The organism is Amycolatopsis sp. NPDC114478 (genome assembly GCF_055633805.1).
Map to the genome: position 1 here is coordinate 13,274 of NZ_JBVKDO010000003.1, position 17,317 is coordinate 30,590.

Consider the following 17,317-nt stretch of genomic DNA (forward strand, 5'->3'; position numbering starts at 1 on the left):
AGCCTACTTCGCGACGGCTTCCCGCACGGCGGGCACGATCTCCCCGGCCCAGCGCGCGGCGGACACCGCGTCGGGGGTGCTGCCGCCGGGGCCGAAGAGGACGAACCCGGCGGCGGCGTGCTCCAGGACCGCGCCGGTCAGCTCCTCGACCCACTGGTCCGGCGAGCCGCCGATCCAGCGGCCGTCTTCGGTGCGGGTCTTCGGCAGCGGCTCCGCGATGATGCGGCCCGGGAAGTTGTAGACGGTGGCGATGTCGGCGGGGTCGCGCCCGGCGTCGACGGCGGCCTCGTCGATCAGCGGACGCGAAGTGCGGAAGCGCTCGCTGAGCCAGTCGGCGGCGCGGCCGGGCATCCACCCGTCGGCGACCCGCCCGGTGACCACGAGGGACTTCGGCCCGACGGACCCGGTCCACACGGGCGGCATGGTTTCGGCAGCAGGCTCAAGGTCGGTGACCTGGTAGAACTCGCCGTCGAAGGTGACGGGGTCGCCGCCCCCGCCGAGCATCTTGACCAGCCGGATGCCCTCTTCGAACGCGCGGACGGCCTGGCCGGGGGTCAGTTTGGGGAACCCGAGCCGCGCGATGTCGTCCCACAGCCCGCCGACGCCCATCCCGAGCACGATCCGGCCGCCGGTGAGCGCGGACAGGCTCGTGATGGTCCGCGCGAGCATCGACGCCGGGCGCGTCGGCAGGTTGGTGACGCTGACCAGGCCGGAGATCCGTTCGGTCCGCCCGAGGAGGACCCCGATTTCGGCGTACGCGTCGAGCCGGTCGGCGTGGTAGGGGTGATCGGAGACGGTGAGCAGGTCCAGCCCGGCGCGATCGACCTGGACGGCGAGGTCGAGGGTGCTCGGAACGGCGGCGACCGCAGTGGAGACGCCGATGCCGAAGTGCGTCATGATTCCTCCCAGTGGTAGTTCGTGTTACGAACTGACGATACATAGTTCTTAGCACGAACTAAGCCCTGATCGCCAGGCGCGCCGGAAGCCGGCCGGATATTCGGTTCCCTCGCGGCGCCGCGGCGGCTAACGTTGCTCTCGCCCGGTGCGGCGGTGAGGGTTACTTCTCTGGTATCCCATGGGTTCGAATCCCGAAAGCCTTCACCACTTCGATCTCGGGCACGCACTCCCGGTGCGAAGATCTCGGGAGCCGCGGCCACACCGATGCCCGGTGCGCAGGCGAGGGTTACTTCCTTGTAATGGGCGGGTCGGGGGTTCGAATCCCTCCCGGGCCACTCGGTCCGGTAGCTCAGCCTGGCAGAGCAGCAACGTACCTTCACCGAATTCGATCTCGGGCATCGCCGTGGCCGCGGCTCCCCACGAAACAGGGGGAGAAATGAGCAAGTTCAACACCGCACGCGCGCCCGCGGCGACTTCACCCGTCCGCAGCGAGGCGTCCGGGGTCACCTACGAAGGTGGCGCCGGTTACGCGCGCGACGCACGGTCCGAGCTCTTCCTGCTCGCCGTCACCAACATGGTCGGCGAGCACACCTTCTACGAGTCCGCGAACGCGCGCGACACGCGCTACACCGCGCTCGTCCACGCCGCGACGCTCGAGGATCCACAGTGGACCGCTCGGTTCCTGCGCTGGCTGCGGTCCGAGGCGAACCTGCGCACCGCGTCGCTCGTCGGCGCGGCCGAGTTCGCCAAGGCTCGCCTCGACGCCGGGCTCGACGGGCTCGGCCGGCAGGTCGTCGCCGACGTCCTGCAGCGGGCCGACGAGCCCGGGGAGCTGCTCGCCTACTGGACTTCCGTGCACGGCAAGAACATCCCGAAGCCGGTCAAGCGCGGCGTGGCCGACGCGGCGCGGAAGCTCTACGACGAGCGCTCCTACGTCAAGTGGGACTCGGCGGCGCGGGCGTTCCGCTTCGCCGACGTCCTCGAGCTGACGCACCCGGCCACCCGCGACGCCGCCCAGGGCGAGCTGTTCAAGCACGTCCTCGACGAGCGCCACGACCGCGGCAACCCGCTCCCGGGCGCGCTCCGGGTGCTGCGCGCCCGCGCCGAGCTGACGGCGTGGGACGCGCCGCGCCGGCGTGAGCTGTTCGCGCAGCCGGACGCGGCGGACGTCCTGCGCGCGGCGGGCATGACGTGGGAGTCGGTCGCCGGCTGGCTGCAGGGCCCCCTGGACGCGCGCGTCTGGGAGGCGCTCATCCCGTCGATGGGCTACATGGCGCTCGCGCGGAACCTGCGCAACTTCGACGAGGCCGGCGTCTCGGACGAAGTCGCGCAGCGCGTTGCCGCGAAGCTCGCCGATCCGACGCAGGTCGCAAAGTCGCGGCAGCTGCCGATGCGGTTCCTGTCCGCTTACCGGGCCGCGCCGTCGCTGCGGTGGGCGTGGGCGCTGGAGCAGGCGATCGCGCACTCGCTGGGAGGTGTTCCGGAGCTGCCCGGGCGGACGCTCGTGCTCGTCGACACCTCGACGTCGATGAACATGGGCTTCAGCCGCGACGGCACCCTGCTGCGCTGGGACGCCGCCGCGGTCTTCGGGCTCGCGCTGGGGCGGCGGTGCGCCGATGCCGACGTCGTGTCGTTCTCGGACCGGCTGCTCGGCGGCACGCGCACCAAGACGTTCAAGCTGCGGCCCGGCGGGTCGCTGCTCAGCGACGTCGAGCGCTGGAGGTCCGGCGGGTTCTTCCTCGGCGGCGGCACCAACACCGCCGGCGCGCTGCGGAAGCACTTCGCGAAGCACGACCGCGTCGTCATCCTCACCGATGAGCAGGCCGGCGACGGCGACGTCGGGCAGGCGCTGCCGCCGCACGTTCCGCTGTACACGTGGAACCTGGCGGGCTACCGGTTCGGCCACGCGCCGTCCGGCGGCGCGCGGCGGCACGCGTTCGGCGGCCTGACCGACCAGGGTTTCCGGATGATTCCCCTGCTCGAGGCGGGGACGAACGCAGACTGGCCGTTCTGAGAGAAGCCGCGGAGGCCCCCATGACGGGATCATGGGGGCCTTCGCGCTGTGTACGGACCGTCACAGGATTGGCCGTGGACCGGGCGCTAGTCTGCGCCGTATAGTCCACGTGGAATAAACGACCTGGAGTCATCCGAAGGGATTAACGATCATGGCCTCGGCCAAGCTGACCCCGCTCGGCATCGCCGTGCTGGAGCTGCTCCACGAGAAGCCCATGCACCCGTACGAGATGGCCCAGCTCATGCGCGAGCGGTACGTCGACACGCGGGTGAACGTGAAAGCGGGATCGCTCTACCACACCGTGGAACGCCTGCACCGCAACGGTTTCCTCGAGGTCGTCGACACCCAGCGCGACGGCAGGCGGCCCGAACGGACCGTCTACGGCATGACCCAGGCCGGCCTGGACGAGTTCAACCAGCGCGGCCGCGAACTCCTGGGGGACCTCACGAAGGAGTACCCCGCCTACCTGTCCGGGCTCGCCGTCATCGACGAGCTGGGCCGGGAAGCGTCGCTGCTCGAGCTCGAGCACCGCGTCACGCGGTTGCGCGCCGGGGTGGCCGCCGACCAGGCCGTGCTCGACCACCTCGCCGGGGACGGGACGCCGGAGATCTACTGGCTCGACTGGCGCTACCAGTGCGACCACCGGAAGTTCGAGCTCGAGTGGACCGAGCGGCTGCTCGAAGACCTGCGGTCCGGACGGATCCCGTTCCACGACAACCACCACGAACCCATCCTGAAGCTCATCACCGGGGAAGACGACGATGAACGCAAGACAAGCTAACCCGTGGGCGGCGCTCGGCGCGCTGTGCCTCGGCTTCTTCATGATCCTGCTCGACACGACGATCGTGTCGATCGCGATCCCGACCATGCTGCGCGAACTGAACGCCGGGCTGAACTCCGTCGTCTGGGTGATCAGCGTCTACCTGCTCACCTACGCCGTGCCGATGCTGTTCACCAGCAGGCTCGGCGACCGCTTCGGCCCGAAGCGGGTGTTCCTCGCCGGGCTGGTCGTGTTCACCGGCGCGTCGCTGTGGTGCGGCCTGTCCGGCAACGTCGAGATGCTCATCGCGGCGCGCGCGGTGCAGGGGCTCGGCGCCGCGCTGATGACGCCGCAGACGCTGGCGTTCATCACGCACCTGTTCCCGCCGGCCAAGCGCGGCCCGGCGATGGGCATGTGGGGCGGCGTCGCCGGCCTGGCGACGATCACCGGCCCGCTGCTGGGCGGCGTGCTCGTCGACCACTTCGGCTGGGAGTGGATCTTCTACGTCAACGTGCCGATCGGCGTGATCGCCATCGTGATGACGCTGGTTCTGGTGCCGGACTGGCAGCCGAAGCACTCGCACTCGTTCGACCTGCTCGGCATCGTCCTCTCCAGCGCGGCGCTGTTCTGCATCGTCTTCGGCGTCCAGAACGGGCAGCAGTACGACTGGGGCACGGTGTTCGGCGGCGTCACGGTGTTCGAGATCATCGGCGCCGGGGTGCTGCTGCTGGTCGGGTTCCTGGTGTGGCAGCGGGTGAACAAGCGCGAGCCGCTGCTGCCGCTGCAGGTGTTCTCGAACCGCAACTTCTCGGCGGGCACGCTCACGGCGACGACGGTCGGCTTCGCGATGACCGGCATGTTCCTGCCGCTGGTGATCTACATCCAGTCGGTGCTCGGGCTCACCCCGACGATGGCGGGCCTGCTGACCGCGCCGATGTCGCTGCTGTCCGGGATCGTCGCGCCGTTCGTCGGGAACCTGTCCGACAAGGTGAACGGCAAGTACCTGGTGATGTTCGGCCTCACGGCGCTGGCGGCCGGGCTGGGGATCATCGCGCTGCAGGCGGCGCCGGACAGCAGCCCGTGGAGCTTCATCCCGGCGCTGCTGGTGTGCGGCCTGGGGATCGGCTGCATCTTCTCGCCGATGAGCAACATGACGATGGGCTCGGTGGAACCCCGCCTGGCCGGGACGGCGTCCGGGATCTTCAACACGTCCCGCCAGGTCGGCGGCGTGCTCGGCTCCGCGGCGATCGGCGTGCTGCTGCAGGCCCGGGTGAGCTCCTCGATCGCGGACGAAGCGGCGAAGGCGGCGACGCAGCTGCCGGAGCAGTACCGGGCGCCGTTCGCCGAGGGGCTCGCGAAGGCGGCGGCGAGCACGGGCGAGTTCGGCTCGGCCGGCGGGCCGTCGCCGATGCCGGGGCTGCCGGCCGAGGTCGCCGCGCAGGCCGGCAAGCTGGCGACCGAAGCGGTCCACAGTGGACTGACGGACGCCGCCCGCGTGACGATGCTGCTGCCGATGGTCGTGCTGTTGCTCGGGGTCGTTTCGGCCGCGGTGCTGCGGCGGGTCAAGCCGCGCTGGGAGACTCCGGCACCGGCCCCCGAGGCCGCCGCGGCGTGAAAACCGTGCGAGCCTCCGGGTGTCGGGTACCGGAGGCTCGCACGGACCGCGGGAGCGGTGGCTTCAGCGCGCGGTCTTCGGCGTCGACGCCGAGTCCGCGCGGATGGTCTCGCGGCCCTTGGGGGTCCGGAGCCTGGCCCACCACAGCGGCTGCGACCTGGTGGCTGACGTGGCCGTCACCCGTACGGTCATCGGTCACCTCCGAGCATCCCGGTGCCATATGTTGCGAGCCACAACAAAATAACTCCGTTGCGAAGTGGCGCCGGTCACAATTCGGTCACGACGGGCACCCGGGTACGTTTCCCGCTGTGCCCGTTCAAGCTGTGCAGTTCGTCCTCGCCTCCCAGTCCCCCGCCCGCCTCGCCCTGCTGCGCTCGGCGGGCCTCGATCCGGCCGTGTTCGTCTCCGGCGTCGACGAGGACGCCGTCGCGGCTTCGCTGACGGATCCGTCGCCGTCGGAGCTGGTCGCGGCCCTCGCCGCGGCCAAGGCCGAAGCGGTCGTCGACAAGGTCGCCGCCATCCACCCCGACGCCGTCGTCGTCGCCTGCGACTCGATGCTGAACATCGGCGGCCGGATGGTCGGCAAACCGGCCGATCCGGACACCGCGCGGCAGCGCTGGGCCGCGATGGCCGGGACATCCGGTGAACTCCTCACCGGGCACGCGGTCGTCCGGCTCGAGGGCGGGACGCGCGCGAAGGAGACCAGCGGCTGGGAATCGACGACCGTCCGGTTCGGCACGCCCAGCCCCGAGGAGATCGACGCCTACGTCGCCAGCGGCGAGCCGCTGCACGTGGCCGGCGGCTTCACGATCGACGGCCTGGGCGGCTGGTTCGTCGACGGGCTCGACGGCGGCCACACGAGCGTCATCGGCATCAGCCTGCCTCTCACGCGCCGGCTGCTCGCCGAGGTCGGCGTGAGTGTCGTGGATCTCTGGCGTGGTTCCGCATCCTGAGAAAGGCGCCACACCCACGGGCGTTCCGGAAGAGTCCTCCCCTGCCTGACGTTCTCCTGATCAGGCAATACAGGAAACTTTCGAGCACCGGAGTAGCCCCGTGTCTTTTGTACGGACATACACCAAGCCGCGGGTGTTCGCGGCCGCGGTCCTCGGCTCGCTCGTCGTCGGCGCCGCGCTCGGCGTCGTCGCGCGGCAGACCGAGGCCGGCTGGCTGACCGATCTCCTCGACCAGATCGGCACCATCTTCACGACGCTGCTGCAGATCGCGGTGATCCCGCTGGTCTTCACGGCGATCGTGGTCGGCATCAACAGCCTGCGCAAGCTCGGCGGCGGCCGTACGGCTGCCCGCCTCGGCGGCAAGACGGTCATGTGGTTCGCGATCACGTCGTTCATCGCGTCGCTGATCGGCATCGCGGTCGGCCGGATCTTCAACCCGGGCTCCGGCGGGCTCGGCGGCGTCACGGCGACCGCCAAGAACGCCGGCAAGGCCGCGGCCAGCGTCGACCACTGGGGCTCGTGGAGCGCCTTCATCAACGGGCTGCTGCCGGAGAACTTCGTGAAGGCGTTCGCCGACGGCGAGACGCTGCAGGTGCTGTTCCTCGCGCTGGTGCTCGGCGCCGCCGCGTACAGCCTGGGTGACAAGGCCAAGCCGTTCGTGGACTTCACGACGAGCGTCTTCGAAATCATCCAGCGCTACCTCGGCTGGATCGTCCGGCTGGCCCCGATCGGCATCATCGGCCTGATCGGCGCGGCGGTGTCCAACTACGGCGACGCGCTGTTCCGCCCGCTGTTCTCGACGACGCTCGCGGTGTACGTCGGCTGCCTGCTCGTGCTGTTCGTCGTCTACCCGATCCTGCTGCGGTTCGTCGCGAAGGTCAGCCCGCTGAAGTTCTTCTCCAAGGCGGGCACGGCGATCCAGTTCGCGTTCGCTTCGCAGTCCTCGGCCGCGACGCTGCCGCTGACCCGCCAGTCCGCGGTGAACCTCGGCGTCCAGCCGGCGTACGCGGCTTTCGCGACGCCGCTCGGCAGCGCGACGAAGATGGACGGCTGCGCGGCGGTCTTCCCGGCGATCGCGGCGATCTTCGTCGCCAACCTGGCCGGGGTGTCGCTGAACTTCTGGCAGTACGTGGGCATCGTCGTGGTCGCCGTGGTCGGCGCGCTGGCGACGGCCGGCACCACCGGCTGGCTGACCGCGTTCACGCTGACGACGTCGTTCATCGGCCTCGACGCCAAGCAGGTCGCGCTCGGCCTGGCGCTGATCTACTCGGTCAACCCGATCATGGACATGATGCGCACGGCGACGAACGTGGCCGGCCAGATCGTGGTCCCGACGATCGTGGCGCGCAGCGAGGGCCTCCTCGACGACGAGGTCCTGAACGCCCAGACCGACCGCCCGCAGACCACGGACGACGGCTCGGTGGCCCGCCACACCGAACCGGCCCCCGCCTGACCTCAGGAGCTGGGGCAGGTGTGCAGGTCGGCGCGCGTCAGGCGGATGTCGGGCCAGCCGCGCAGGTCCGAGGGTGCGGTGTACCGCCGCGTGCAGCCGACCGACTTGCCCGTCAGGTCGTACACCTGCCCCAGCACCGGGGCCGCGTCGCACTTGGCCGTGCCCGAGTCCGCGCCGCGGCAGTCGTGGCGGACCACGATCACGTCCGGCCGCCCGTCGCCCGTGACGTCGTAGAGGGACAGCGTCCCGGCGTCCGCGAAGTACGGTTTGCCCTGGCCGCGCCACACTCCCCCGCTCGCCACGAGCAGCTCGCCGTACGCCGCCTTGCCGTCTTCGCCGACGTCGCCGCGGACCAGGCACGTCGGTGCCTCGCCGTCGATGCAGCGCAGCGAGTTCTGGTCCAGCCGCACGCCCAGCTGGGCGATCGACAGGTCGACCACCGTCCCCGGCTCGGCCCCGACGCGCACCCGCGCGGAACCGCCGGTCGCGTCGGTGAGCAGCACGACCGGCGTCCCGCCGACCGTCACCGCCGCGAGCTGGCGGCACGGGCCGCCGCCGCACGTCGCCACCGGGGTCACCGGGACGGCGGCGGGCTCGGCCGCGCCGGACGGCGCCTCGGGCCGCGGCCGCAGCAGGAACACCGCGCCGATCGCGCCGAGCGCCACCACCGCGGCCAGCACCGCGGTGAGCAACGCCGACCGAGGCGTCCGCGCTGCCGAAGTCCGCATGAGACAGAGCGTAAGCCGCTTCGCGACTGTGTGTGGGCAGCGCCCCGGCGGGGTGTGGCCGAAATCCCCCGGCCGCGCACCCGGCGGAGGCAACCCGTGGTAGCGGACTGTGCCCGTCTATGTTGTCCGGGTGACCAACCCGAACCTGCCCCCCGCCCTGTACCTGCCGACCGGCCCGGTCGACGTCGAAGCCGAAGGCGCGTCGATCGAGCTGCGCCGCACGCCCGACGGCCGCACCGCCCTGGTCGCGTTCACCGCGCTCGACCGGCTGGTCGACTGCTGCGGCGAGCACCAGCCGTGGGTCCTGGTCAACACCGAGCACCTGCCGAAGGTGCACGCGGCGAACCCGTACGACGTCATCGTGCTCGACTCGCCGCTGCCCCAGGAGCTGCGCCACCACGTCTGAGCGTGGTTCAGCTCTCACTCAAGGGACTCCCGACGCCATATCCGTAGACTCCCCCGTACCGCGAGGGCGGTCAGCAATGCAGCTGTCGGGACGCAGGAGGTGCGGGGTGGCCGAGCAGGTCGGCGAATCCACCGGTGGTCCGGTGACCAAGATCCTGGTCGCCAACCGGGGCGAGATCGCGGTACGCGTGATCAGAGCCGCCAAGGACGCTGGGCTGGCCAGCGTGGCGGTGTACGCCGATCCGGACCGCGACGCACCCCACGTGCGCCTGGCCGACGAGGCGTTCGCGCTCGGCGGCACGACGGCCGCCGAGAGCTACCTGAACATCGAGAAGCTCCTCGACGCCGCCAAGCGCGCGGGCGCCGACTCGGTGCACCCGGGCTACGGCTTCCTCTCCGAGAACGCGGACTTCGCCCAGGCCGTCCTCGACGCCGGGCTGACCTGGATCGGGCCGAGCCCGCAGGCCATCCGCGACCTCGGCGACAAGGTCACCGCCCGCCACATCGCGACGCGCGCGGGCGCGCCGCTGGTGCCGGGCACCAAAGAGCCGGTCAAGAACGCCGAGGAGATCGTCGCGTTCGCCGACGAGCACGGCCTGCCGGTGGCCATCAAGGCCGCGTTCGGCGGTGGTGGCCGTGGCCTCAAGGTCGCGCGCACCCGCGAAGAGATCCCCGAGCTGTTCGAGTCGGCGACCCGCGAGGCGGTCGCCGCGTTCGGCCGCGGCGAGTGCTTCGTCGAGCGCTACCTGGACAAGCCGCGTCACGTCGAGGCCCAGGTGCTGGCCGACATGCACGGCACCGCGATCGTCGTCGGCACCCGCGACTGCTCGCTGCAGCGCCGCCACCAGAAGCTCGTCGAGGAGGCGCCCGCGCCGTTCCTGAGCGACGAGCAGCGCAATCGCATCCACGAGTCCGCGAAGGCGATCTGCAAGGAAGCCGGCTACTACGGCGCCGGCACGGTCGAGTACCTCGTCGCGACCGACGGCACGATCTCCTTCCTCGAGGTCAACACCCGGCTGCAGGTCGAGCACCCGGTTTCGGAGGAAACCACCGGGCTCGATCTCGTCCGCGAGATGTTCCGCATCGCGCGTGGCGAGAAGCTGCGGATCACCGAAGACCCCGAGCCGCGCGGCCACTCGATCGAGTTCCGCATCAACGGCGAGGACGCCGGCCGCGGCTTCCTGCCCGCCCCGGGCACGGTGACGAAGTTCGTCGCGCCGAGCGGGCCGGGCGTGCGCGTCGACTCCGGGGTCGAGTCCGGCAGCGTGATCGGCGGGCAGTTCGACTCGATGCTGGCGAAGCTGATCGTCACCGGCTCCGACCGGAACAACGCCTTGGAGCGCAGCCGCCGGGCCCTGGCCGAGATGGTCGTCGAGGGCATGGCGACCGTGCTGCCGTTCGACCGCGTGATCGTCGACGACCCGGCGTTCATCGGCGACGAGAACGGCTTCAGCGTGCACACCCGCTGGATCGAGACCGAGTTCGACAACAAGATCGAGCCGTTCGTCGCTCCGGACGTCGAGACGCCCGAAGAGTCGCCGCGGCAGAACGTCGTCGTCGAGGTCGGCGGGCGCCGGCTCGAGGTGTCGCTGCCGGGCGGGTTCGCGCTCGAAGGCGGCGGCTCGGGCGGTACCGCGGTCAAGGCCAAGCCGCGCAAGCGCGCCGGCGGGGGCAAGGCCGCGGTGAGCGGTGACGCCGTCACCGCGCCGATGCAGGGCACCATCGTCAAGGTCGCCGTCGAAGAGGGCCAGAGCGTCGAAGCCGGCGAGCTGATCGTCGTCCTCGAGGCGATGAAGATGGAGAACCCGGTCACCGCCCACAAAGCGGGCACGGTCACCGGCCTTTCGGTCGAGGTCGGCGCCGCCGTGACGCAGGGCACGCAGCTTCTCGAGCTCAAGTAGCGCGGTTCGTTACAGATGTCGTGGTGGGCCGCCCCCGGGGCGGCCTACCATCGACTACGTGACCGAAGTCCCGTCTCCGCAGCTGCGGATCAGCGACCAGAACCGCGAGTCCGCGCTGTCCGCGCTCGGTGAGCACATGAGCGCGGGGCGGATCGACATCGACGAGTACGGCGAGCGCTCGGCGCGGATCACCGCGGCCAAGACGCGCGGCGAGCTCGTCGACGTCTTCGCGGACCTGCCCGCGCCGCACCCCCAGTACGAGGACGTCCCCCAGGCCGTCGCGCCGGCCCCGGAAGCCGCGCCGGCCCCGCGGCCGCCGAACCGGCCGGACGGCTGGTCCGGCGGGCAGCGGTTCGTCGCCGCGTTCCTCCCGCTGATCTGGATCGCGACCATCGCCCTGATCGCGACCGGCGTCGTGCACGGCACGCTGATCCTCGTCCCGATCGGGCTGAGCATCTTCGGCCGGGCGATGTGGGGCCACGGCGGCGGCCACCACGACCGCCACGACCGGCACCTGCGCGACCGGGAGCGCCGGCGCGAGCTGCGCGACTCCTACCGCGACCACCGGCGCGGCTTGGACCGCTGAGCCCGCCGTGAGCGACATGCGGCTGAGCGACGCCGAACGCCAGGACGCCCTGGACGTCCTCGAAGAGCACGTCCGCAGCGGACGGCTCGACATCGACGAGTACGGCACCCGCTCCGCGAAGGTCACCGCGGCCAAGCGGGTCAGCGAGCTCGTCCCGCTGTTCGACGACCTGCCCTCGCCGCGGCCGAGCGCCCTGCTCAACGGGGCCACCGCGCCCCAGGTGCCGGTGATGTCCGGCGACAGCCCGCTGGTGACCTTCCTTCAGCGCGGCGCGGTCCCGATCGCGATCGTGCTGGCGATCGTGGTGCTCGTCCTGTCCCGCGGCCGGCTGCTGATCGTCTCGGTCGCGCTGCCGCTGGTGATCGCGATGCTCGCGGGAGCCCGCCGTCGCCGCTGAGCCTGCGAGAATCGGCCCGTGATGGGCGTGGTCCCGGGCGTGCTGGACGCCCGGGGCGAACGGCGGGCGGGCCCGGTCTTCACCGGGGTCGGCCTGGCCGCGCTCGCCGCGTGCGTGATCTGGGGACCCGGGGTCCGGGGTGTCACGCTGGTCGTCGTCGTGCTGACGGCGGTGTGGGTGCCGCTGCTGGTCCCGCTGTTCCCGCACCGGCGGACGCACCCGTGGCTCGCCGCGGGCTACTACGCCGGGGTGCTCGCGGCGGCGACGGTGCTGGTGACCCGCGACGACACGTTCATGGGCTTCGCGTCCTTCGGCTATCCGCTCGCCTTCGTGCTCTTCCCGGCGCGCTGGGGGTTCTTCGCGGTCGCCGCGACCGCGACCCTGCCGCTGCTGGCCGCGAACTCGGATTCGCCGAGCCCGACGTGGGTGCTGGTCCTGTCGATGGCCGGCCCGCTGCTGTACGCGGCGTGGTTCGTCGGGGTGGAGAGCGAGCAGCGACGGAAGGCGAACGTCCGGCTGGAAGCCGCGTTGGCGGAGAACGCGAGCCTGCACGCGCAGCTCGTGGCGCGAGCGCGGGAAGCCGGCATCCTCGACGAGCGGCAGCGGCTGGCCGGCGAAATCCACGACACGCTCTCCCAGGGCCTGACCGGGATCGTCACGCAGCTGGAGGCCGCCGACGGCTCCGACCGCGACCTGCGGCTGGCACTGGTGCGGGAGCTGGCCCGCGACAGCCTCGTCGAAGCGCGACGCGCGGTCCAGGCGCTGCGGCCGGAGCCCCTCGACGCGGCCCAGCTGCCGGAAGCGCTTTCCGAACTGGCCCGGCGGGCGTCCGAGACGTCCGGCATCGCGGTCCGCGTCGAGACGACCGGTGAGCCCCGGCCCCTGCTGCCCGAACTGGAGGTGACGCTCTACCGCGTCGCCCAGGAGGCGCTGGCGAACGCGGAGAAGCACGCGAAGGCGTCTCGGATCGGGCTGACCCTGTCCTATTCGGACGATCTGGTCCTGCTCGACGTCGTAGACGACGGCGTGGGCTTCCGGCCCGGCGACCGCGGCGACGGCACCGGCTTCGGCCTGGAGGCCATGCGCCGGCGCGTCCAGCGGGTGGCGGGGACGCTGACGGTGGAGAGCACCCCGGGCGACGGCACGGCCGTGAGCGCCCAGGTCCCGGCCCTCTGAGGTTGCTCCGTTCGCGGGACAACCGGTTCCCCTTCCCGGACGTGGTGAGCACGCAGGTCGGGGGAAAGGGGACAAAATGAAGAAGACGTGGTTGCGGGCGGGGGCGATCGTCACCGTGGCGATCGCCGTCACCGCGCTGGGGGCGCCGGCGGACGCCGCGGCGATCCGCATCCCGTGGCGGCCGACGATCCTGCCGCTGCCGCCCGGTGCGACCTCGGGGAACATCACCGGGTCGGACGGCAAGGGCGAGTACACCGGCACGTTCACGGTCAACGGCGTGACGCAGGTCGTGAGCTGGCGCAACGGGCAGCCGGTCTTGCGCGGCGTACCCAGCGGGTTCGAGCGGGTGGACGCCAACGACGAGAACGACTCGGGTGTCGTGGTGGGCACGATCCACGACTACGACACCATGGTCAGCCGGACGTACACCCTGGACGCGTCGGGCTACCACATCAAGGACAACCCGGCGGGCTACCGGGAGGTGACCGGCGTCGCGATCAACACGCGCGGCGACGTGCTGGGTCAGGCCTACCAGACCGGCGGCAACTGGGCCGTCGTCCTCTGGCGAGCCGACGGCAGCGCGCCGGTGGTCATCCCGGAAACGGGAGACATCTCGTACCCGCGCGACCTGGACGACGACGGCACGATCCTGCTGGCCTCGGGCAGCGGCTCAGCGCTGTGGAAGGACGGCGTCCTGCGGTACCTGTCGCCGAGCCCGTCGGGCTGGGCGGAAGGCTACGCGATCCGGAACGGGATCGTCGTCGGCTCACGCTCCTGGGGTGGCAACCAGGCGGCCCGGTGGTCCACGCCGGACGGGTGGGTCGGCCTGGAAGGCGGCGGGACGGCGCATGACATCAACAAGGCCGGGTTGACCGTGGGCCTGGTGCCGACGCCCTCGGGGCCGCAGATCTACGGCAACGGAGCGGTGTGGCGCGGCACAGTCCCGGGCGTCGTGCTGGGCCCGAGCGGCTATTCGGTGTTCAGGCCGGAGGTCGCGGCCGACGACGGCACGCTCGCGGGCTACGCGTCGAACGACCCGCAGGTTTCGAGCGGGGTGCCGGTGATCTGGCGCTTGACGCCCTGATCCGGCCTTGATCGCCGGGCCGGGAGCGACGTGCTCCCGGCCTGGCTAGGCTGGGTGGAGTGGAACCGGTGGAGATCAACGCGGGCACGTATTACCTGCGCCAGCTGCGTGCCGACCGGCACCTCGACGACCGCCCGCTGCTGATGGAGGCGTTTGCCGACCCGACGCACCGCAAGTACGTGCTGAATTACCGCCTGCGCACGCTCGACGAGGCCACGGAGTACGTCGCGCTGCGGGCGGCCCAGTGGGCGGGCGACGAGCGCTGCTCGTGGGCGATCGCGGAGCCGACGTCGGGCTGGCTGCTCGGTGAAGTGGGGCTGCGCGAGCTGAACCTGGACGCGAACTACGCCGAGGCGACGATCTGGGTCCACCCGGCCGAACGCGGCAAGGGCATCGCGACCACGGCGTTGAGCGCGGCGCTGCGCTTCGGGTTCGGTGGCCTCGGGCTGAGCGAGGTGACCTACCGGTACGAGGAGAGCAACGCGGCCTCGGCGATCGTGGCGGAGCGCTGCGGGTTCACGCTGGTGGGCCCGGAGGCCGAGCGGGCGCCGACCGGTGAGCGGCTGATCCGCTGGCACCGGACGGCCTGACCGCCGCTCAGCTCACCGGCTCCACGATGCCCGCGCGGGCCTCCGGGGCCGCCGACCGCAAGGCGTCCGCCGCTTCGTCACTCGGCTGGGACTGCGACTCCCGCTCCGCCTCGACCCGCGCGTTGTAGACCTCGATCTCGCGCTTCACCGTTTCGGGTGACCAGCCGAGGACTTCACCCACCAGGGTCGCCACCTGCTCGGCGCAGTCGACGCCGCGGTGGGCGTACTCGATCGAAATGCGCGTCCGGCGGGCCAGGACGTCCTCCAGGTGCAGCGCACCCTCGTGCGAAGCCGCGTACACCACCTCGACGCCCAGGTAGTCCGGTGCGTGCTCGATCGGCTTGAGCAGCTCCGGGCGGCCGTTCGCCGTCGCCAGGACCTCGTTGACCAGCGAGCCGTAGCGGTCCAGCAGGTGCCGCACCCGGTAGGGGTGCAGGCCGTGCTCGGCGGCCAGGTGGTCGGCCTGGTTGACGAGCGCGTGGTAGCCGTCGGCGCCCAGCAGGGGGACCTTGTCCGTGATCGACGGCTGCGAGCGGCCCGGCAGGTCCACCGCCGCCGCGTCGACGGCGTCCGCCGCCATCACCCGGTACGTCGTGTACTTGCCGCCCGCGATCGCGACCAGGCCGGGGGCCACCCGCGCCACGGCGTGCTCGCGCGACAGCTTCGACGTCTCTTCGCTCTCCCCCGCCAGCAGCGGGCGAAGGCCCGCGTACACGCCTTCGATGTCGTCGTGCGTCAGCGGCGTCGCCAGGACGCTGTTGACGTGCTCGAGCAGGTAGTCGATGTCGTGTTTCGTCGCCGCCGGGTGCGCCAGGTCGAGGTTCCAGTCCGTGTCCGTCGTCCCGATGATCCAGTGGTTGCGCCACGGGATCACGAACAGCACCGACTTCTCGGTGCGCAGGATCATCCCCGATTCCGAGACGATCCGGTCGCGCGGCACGACGATGTGCACGCCCTTGCTCGCCCGCACGCGGAACCGCCCGCGGCCGCCGGACAGGCGCTGCAGCTCGTCGGTCCAGACGCCGGTGCAGTTGATCACCGCGGCCGCCGAAATCTCCGTCTCGCGGCCGTCCTCGACGTCGCGCACGCGCACGCCGGACACCCGGTCGGCCTCGCGCAGGAAGCCGACGACCTGGGTCGACGTCCGCACGACCGCGCCGTAGTGCGCCGCCGTCCGCGCCACCGTCATGGTGTGGCGGGCGTCGTCGGACTCCGCGTCGTAGTAGCGGATCCCGCCGATCAGGGCCGACCGCTTGAGCGCGGGCACCATCCGCAGCGCGCCCGCGCGGGTCAGGTGCTTCTGGCCCGGGACACTGCGGGCGCCGCCCATCGTGTCGTACATCAGCAGGCCGGCCGCGGTGTACGGCCGTTCCCACACGCGGTGGGTCAGCGGGTAGAGGAAGCTGACCGGCTTGACGAGGTGCGGGGCGAGGGTCGTCAACATCAGCTCGCGCTCGCGAAGCGCTTCCCGGACCAGGCCGAACTCGAGCTGCTCCAGGTAGCGCAGACCGCCGTGGAACAGCTTGCTCGACCGGCTCGACGTCCCCGAGGCGAGATCCCGGGCTTCGACGAGCGCGACCCGCAGCCCGCGCGTCGCGGCGTCGAGCGCCGTGCCCGCGCCGACCACGCCGCCGCCGATGACGACGAGGTCGAACGTCTCGTTGCCGAGCCGCTGCCAGGTCTCTTCCCGCTTGGCCGGGCCCAGTCGAGCCGGGTTCGTCTCCGCTGCGTACTGCGCCACGTGACATTCCTCCTCGTGCCGGCGAAGGCTTCCAGCATCGCACGACCTGGTGATCCTCCGCCCGTCCACGGATGACACGTGTGGCGTAACCGTCAGTGATCTTGAAAAGATTCGGCTAGCCGGTGCTTGGAATCCGCTTCTACGCCCCGGTAACGTCGCGCGAACGTGGGTCGGCAACGGTGCCGTGGCACGCCGTGATCGACCCTGCGCAGAGTGTCCAGTGTGGAGGTGCAGCGGTGAGTGCTGGAGCAATAATCGTCTGGGAACTACTGGGAACGGCCGCGCTGATCCTGCTCGGCAACGGTGTGGTCGCCAACCACGTGCTCCGCAAGAACAACGGGCACCAAGCAGGCTTCCTGTTCATCAACTTCGGCTGGGCGTTCGCCGTCTTCACCGGCGCCAGCATCGCCGCCCCGAGCAAGGCGCACCTCAATCCGGCGGTCACGCTGGGTCTCGCGATCGCCGACAAGACCAAATGGGCCGACGTACCTTTCTACTTCATCGGCCAGTTCGCCGGCGCCATCATCGGTGCGGTGCTGTGCTGGGCTGCGTACAAGCTGCAGTTCGACGACCACCCCGAGCCCGAGAACACGCTCGGCATCTTTTCCACCGCACCGCAGATCCCGAACGTCGCTTGGAACCTCGTCACCGAGATCATCGGCACCTTCGTGCTGGTCGCCTGGATCCTGCTCAGCCCGACCTACGCCGCCGGCGACGGCGGGACGCCGAACTTCGGCAACTCCGCGCTGGGCTACGCGGGTGTCTCGTTCGTGGTGTTGGTCATCGGCACCTCCCTCGGCGGGCCGACGGGCTACGCCATCAACCCGGCGCGCGACCTCGGTCCGCGCATCGCGTACGCGTTCCTGCTGCCGATCAAGAACAAGGCGAACGCCAACTGGGGCTACTCGTGGATCCCGGTCGTCGGCCCGCTGGCCGGTGGCGCGCTCGCCTCGCTGGTCTACCTCCTCGTCCACAACCTGAAGTGATCGCCCGTCCGAAAAGAATTCCTGGAGCACA

The 17,317-nt window shown here is 71.1% G+C and carries 17 protein-coding genes; 13 read left to right on the forward strand and 4 right to left on the reverse strand.

The window, feature by feature from the left end:
• Positions 1-3: 3 nt before the first annotated feature.
• Positions 4-897, reverse strand: coding sequence for an LLM class flavin-dependent oxidoreductase (locus tag ACZ7OH_RS08850; RefSeq protein WP_470280343.1), 894 nt, complete (start codon positions 895-897; stop codon positions 4-6).
• Positions 898-1,333: 436 nt separating this feature from the next.
• On the opposite strand from ACZ7OH_RS08850, the gene ACZ7OH_RS08855 reads away from it, so the two are divergent.
• The 3 genes from ACZ7OH_RS08855 to ACZ7OH_RS08865 all read left to right on the forward strand — a co-directional run bounded on the left by ACZ7OH_RS08855 (position 1,334) and on the right by ACZ7OH_RS08865 (position 5,286).
• Complete coding sequence (locus ACZ7OH_RS08855; RefSeq protein WP_470280344.1) at positions 1,334-2,911, forward strand: TROVE domain-containing protein; 1,578 nt, start codon at positions 1,334-1,336, stop codon at positions 2,909-2,911.
• A gap of 151 nt (positions 2,912-3,062) precedes the next feature.
• Positions 3,063-3,692, forward strand: a complete 630-nt coding sequence (locus tag ACZ7OH_RS08860; RefSeq protein ID WP_470280345.1) for a PadR family transcriptional regulator — start codon at positions 3,063-3,065, stop codon at positions 3,690-3,692.
• Complete coding sequence (locus ACZ7OH_RS08865) at positions 3,673-5,286, forward strand: DHA2 family efflux MFS transporter permease subunit (RefSeq protein ID WP_470280346.1); 1,614 nt, start codon at positions 3,673-3,675, stop codon at positions 5,284-5,286. Before ACZ7OH_RS08860 ends, ACZ7OH_RS08865 begins: the two co-directional genes overlap by 20 nt.
• A gap of 63 nt (positions 5,287-5,349) precedes the next feature.
• On the opposite strand, the gene ACZ7OH_RS08870 is transcribed toward ACZ7OH_RS08865, so the two are convergent.
• Positions 5,350-5,478: a hypothetical protein gene (locus ACZ7OH_RS08870; RefSeq protein WP_470280347.1), complete on the reverse strand. Its 129-nt coding sequence runs from the start codon at positions 5,476-5,478 to the stop codon at positions 5,350-5,352.
• A gap of 131 nt (positions 5,479-5,609) precedes the next feature.
• Here ACZ7OH_RS08870 and ACZ7OH_RS08875 point away from each other — a divergent pair, with 131 nt between their 5' ends.
• A complete protein-coding gene (locus tag ACZ7OH_RS08875; RefSeq protein WP_470280855.1) occupies positions 5,610-6,239 on the forward strand; it encodes a Maf family protein in 630 nt (209 codons plus the stop codon).
• A gap of 100 nt (positions 6,240-6,339) precedes the next feature.
• Complete coding sequence (locus ACZ7OH_RS08880) at positions 6,340-7,692, forward strand: dicarboxylate/amino acid:cation symporter (protein WP_470280348.1); 1,353 nt, start codon at positions 6,340-6,342, stop codon at positions 7,690-7,692.
• Positions 7,693-7,694: 2 nt separating this feature from the next.
• On the opposite strand, the gene ACZ7OH_RS08885 is transcribed toward ACZ7OH_RS08880, so the two are convergent.
• A complete protein-coding gene (locus ACZ7OH_RS08885) occupies positions 7,695-8,420 on the reverse strand; it encodes a hypothetical protein (RefSeq protein WP_470280349.1) in 726 nt (241 codons plus the stop codon).
• A gap of 130 nt (positions 8,421-8,550) precedes the next feature.
• On the opposite strand from ACZ7OH_RS08885, the gene ACZ7OH_RS08890 reads away from it, so the two are divergent.
• From ACZ7OH_RS08890 to ACZ7OH_RS08920, 7 genes are all read left to right on the forward strand, one after another.
• Positions 8,551-8,826, forward strand: a complete 276-nt coding sequence (locus ACZ7OH_RS08890; RefSeq protein ID WP_470280350.1) for an SAV_915 family protein — start codon at positions 8,551-8,553, stop codon at positions 8,824-8,826.
• A gap of 106 nt (positions 8,827-8,932) precedes the next feature.
• Complete coding sequence (locus ACZ7OH_RS08895; RefSeq protein ID WP_470280351.1) at positions 8,933-10,726, forward strand: acetyl/propionyl/methylcrotonyl-CoA carboxylase subunit alpha; 1,794 nt, start codon at positions 8,933-8,935, stop codon at positions 10,724-10,726.
• A 58-nt stretch (positions 10,727-10,784) separates the two neighbouring features.
• Complete coding sequence (locus tag ACZ7OH_RS08900; RefSeq protein ID WP_470280352.1) at positions 10,785-11,312, forward strand: DUF1707 SHOCT-like domain-containing protein; 528 nt, start codon at positions 10,785-10,787, stop codon at positions 11,310-11,312.
• Between the two features lie 7 nt (positions 11,313-11,319).
• Complete coding sequence (locus tag ACZ7OH_RS08905; protein WP_470280353.1) at positions 11,320-11,709, forward strand: DUF1707 SHOCT-like domain-containing protein; 390 nt, start codon at positions 11,320-11,322, stop codon at positions 11,707-11,709.
• A 21-nt stretch (positions 11,710-11,730) separates the two neighbouring features.
• Complete coding sequence (locus ACZ7OH_RS08910) at positions 11,731-12,885, forward strand: sensor histidine kinase (protein WP_470280856.1); 1,155 nt, start codon at positions 11,731-11,733, stop codon at positions 12,883-12,885.
• Positions 12,886-12,961: 76 nt separating this feature from the next.
• The gene (locus ACZ7OH_RS08915; RefSeq protein ID WP_470280354.1) at positions 12,962-13,969 is read left to right on the forward strand and encodes a hypothetical protein; all 1,008 of its coding nucleotides are present in this window, start codon (positions 12,962-12,964) and stop codon (positions 13,967-13,969) included.
• Positions 13,970-14,028: 59 nt separating this feature from the next.
• The gene (locus ACZ7OH_RS08920; RefSeq protein WP_470280355.1) at positions 14,029-14,559 is read left to right on the forward strand and encodes a GNAT family N-acetyltransferase; all 531 of its coding nucleotides are present in this window, start codon (positions 14,029-14,031) and stop codon (positions 14,557-14,559) included.
• Positions 14,560-14,566: 7 nt separating this feature from the next.
• Here the strand turns inward: ACZ7OH_RS08920 and ACZ7OH_RS08925 are convergent, their stop codons facing one another.
• Positions 14,567-16,300, reverse strand: coding sequence for a glycerol-3-phosphate dehydrogenase/oxidase (locus ACZ7OH_RS08925; protein ID WP_470280356.1), 1,734 nt, complete (start codon positions 16,298-16,300; stop codon positions 14,567-14,569).
• Positions 16,301-16,536: 236 nt separating this feature from the next.
• On the opposite strand from ACZ7OH_RS08925, the gene ACZ7OH_RS08930 reads away from it, so the two are divergent.
• Complete coding sequence (locus ACZ7OH_RS08930) at positions 16,537-17,286, forward strand: MIP/aquaporin family protein (protein ID WP_470280357.1); 750 nt, start codon at positions 16,537-16,539, stop codon at positions 17,284-17,286.
• The last annotated feature ends 31 nt before the right edge of the window (positions 17,287-17,317 follow it).

Coding starts and splice junctions, on each gene's coding strand:
- ACZ7OH_RS08910 (WP_470280856.1), top strand. CDS start 11,731: ATGGGCGTGGTCCCGGGCGTGCTGGACGCCCGGGGCGAACGGCGGGCG.
- ACZ7OH_RS08885 (WP_470280349.1), bottom strand. CDS start 8,420: ATGCGGACTTCGGCAGCGCGGACGCCTCGGTCGGCGTTGCTCACCGCG.
- ACZ7OH_RS08850 (WP_470280343.1), bottom strand. CDS start 897: ATGACGCACTTCGGCATCGGCGTCTCCACTGCGGTCGCCGCCGTTCCG.
- ACZ7OH_RS08860 (WP_470280345.1), top strand. CDS start 3,063: ATGGCCTCGGCCAAGCTGACCCCGCTCGGCATCGCCGTGCTGGAGCTG.
- ACZ7OH_RS08915 (WP_470280354.1), top strand. CDS start 12,962: ATGAAGAAGACGTGGTTGCGGGCGGGGGCGATCGTCACCGTGGCGATC.
- ACZ7OH_RS08870 (WP_470280347.1), bottom strand. CDS start 5,478: ATGACCGTACGGGTGACGGCCACGTCAGCCACCAGGTCGCAGCCGCTG.
- ACZ7OH_RS08855 (WP_470280344.1), top strand. CDS start 1,334: ATGAGCAAGTTCAACACCGCACGCGCGCCCGCGGCGACTTCACCCGTC.
- ACZ7OH_RS08865 (WP_470280346.1), top strand. CDS start 3,673: ATGAACGCAAGACAAGCTAACCCGTGGGCGGCGCTCGGCGCGCTGTGC.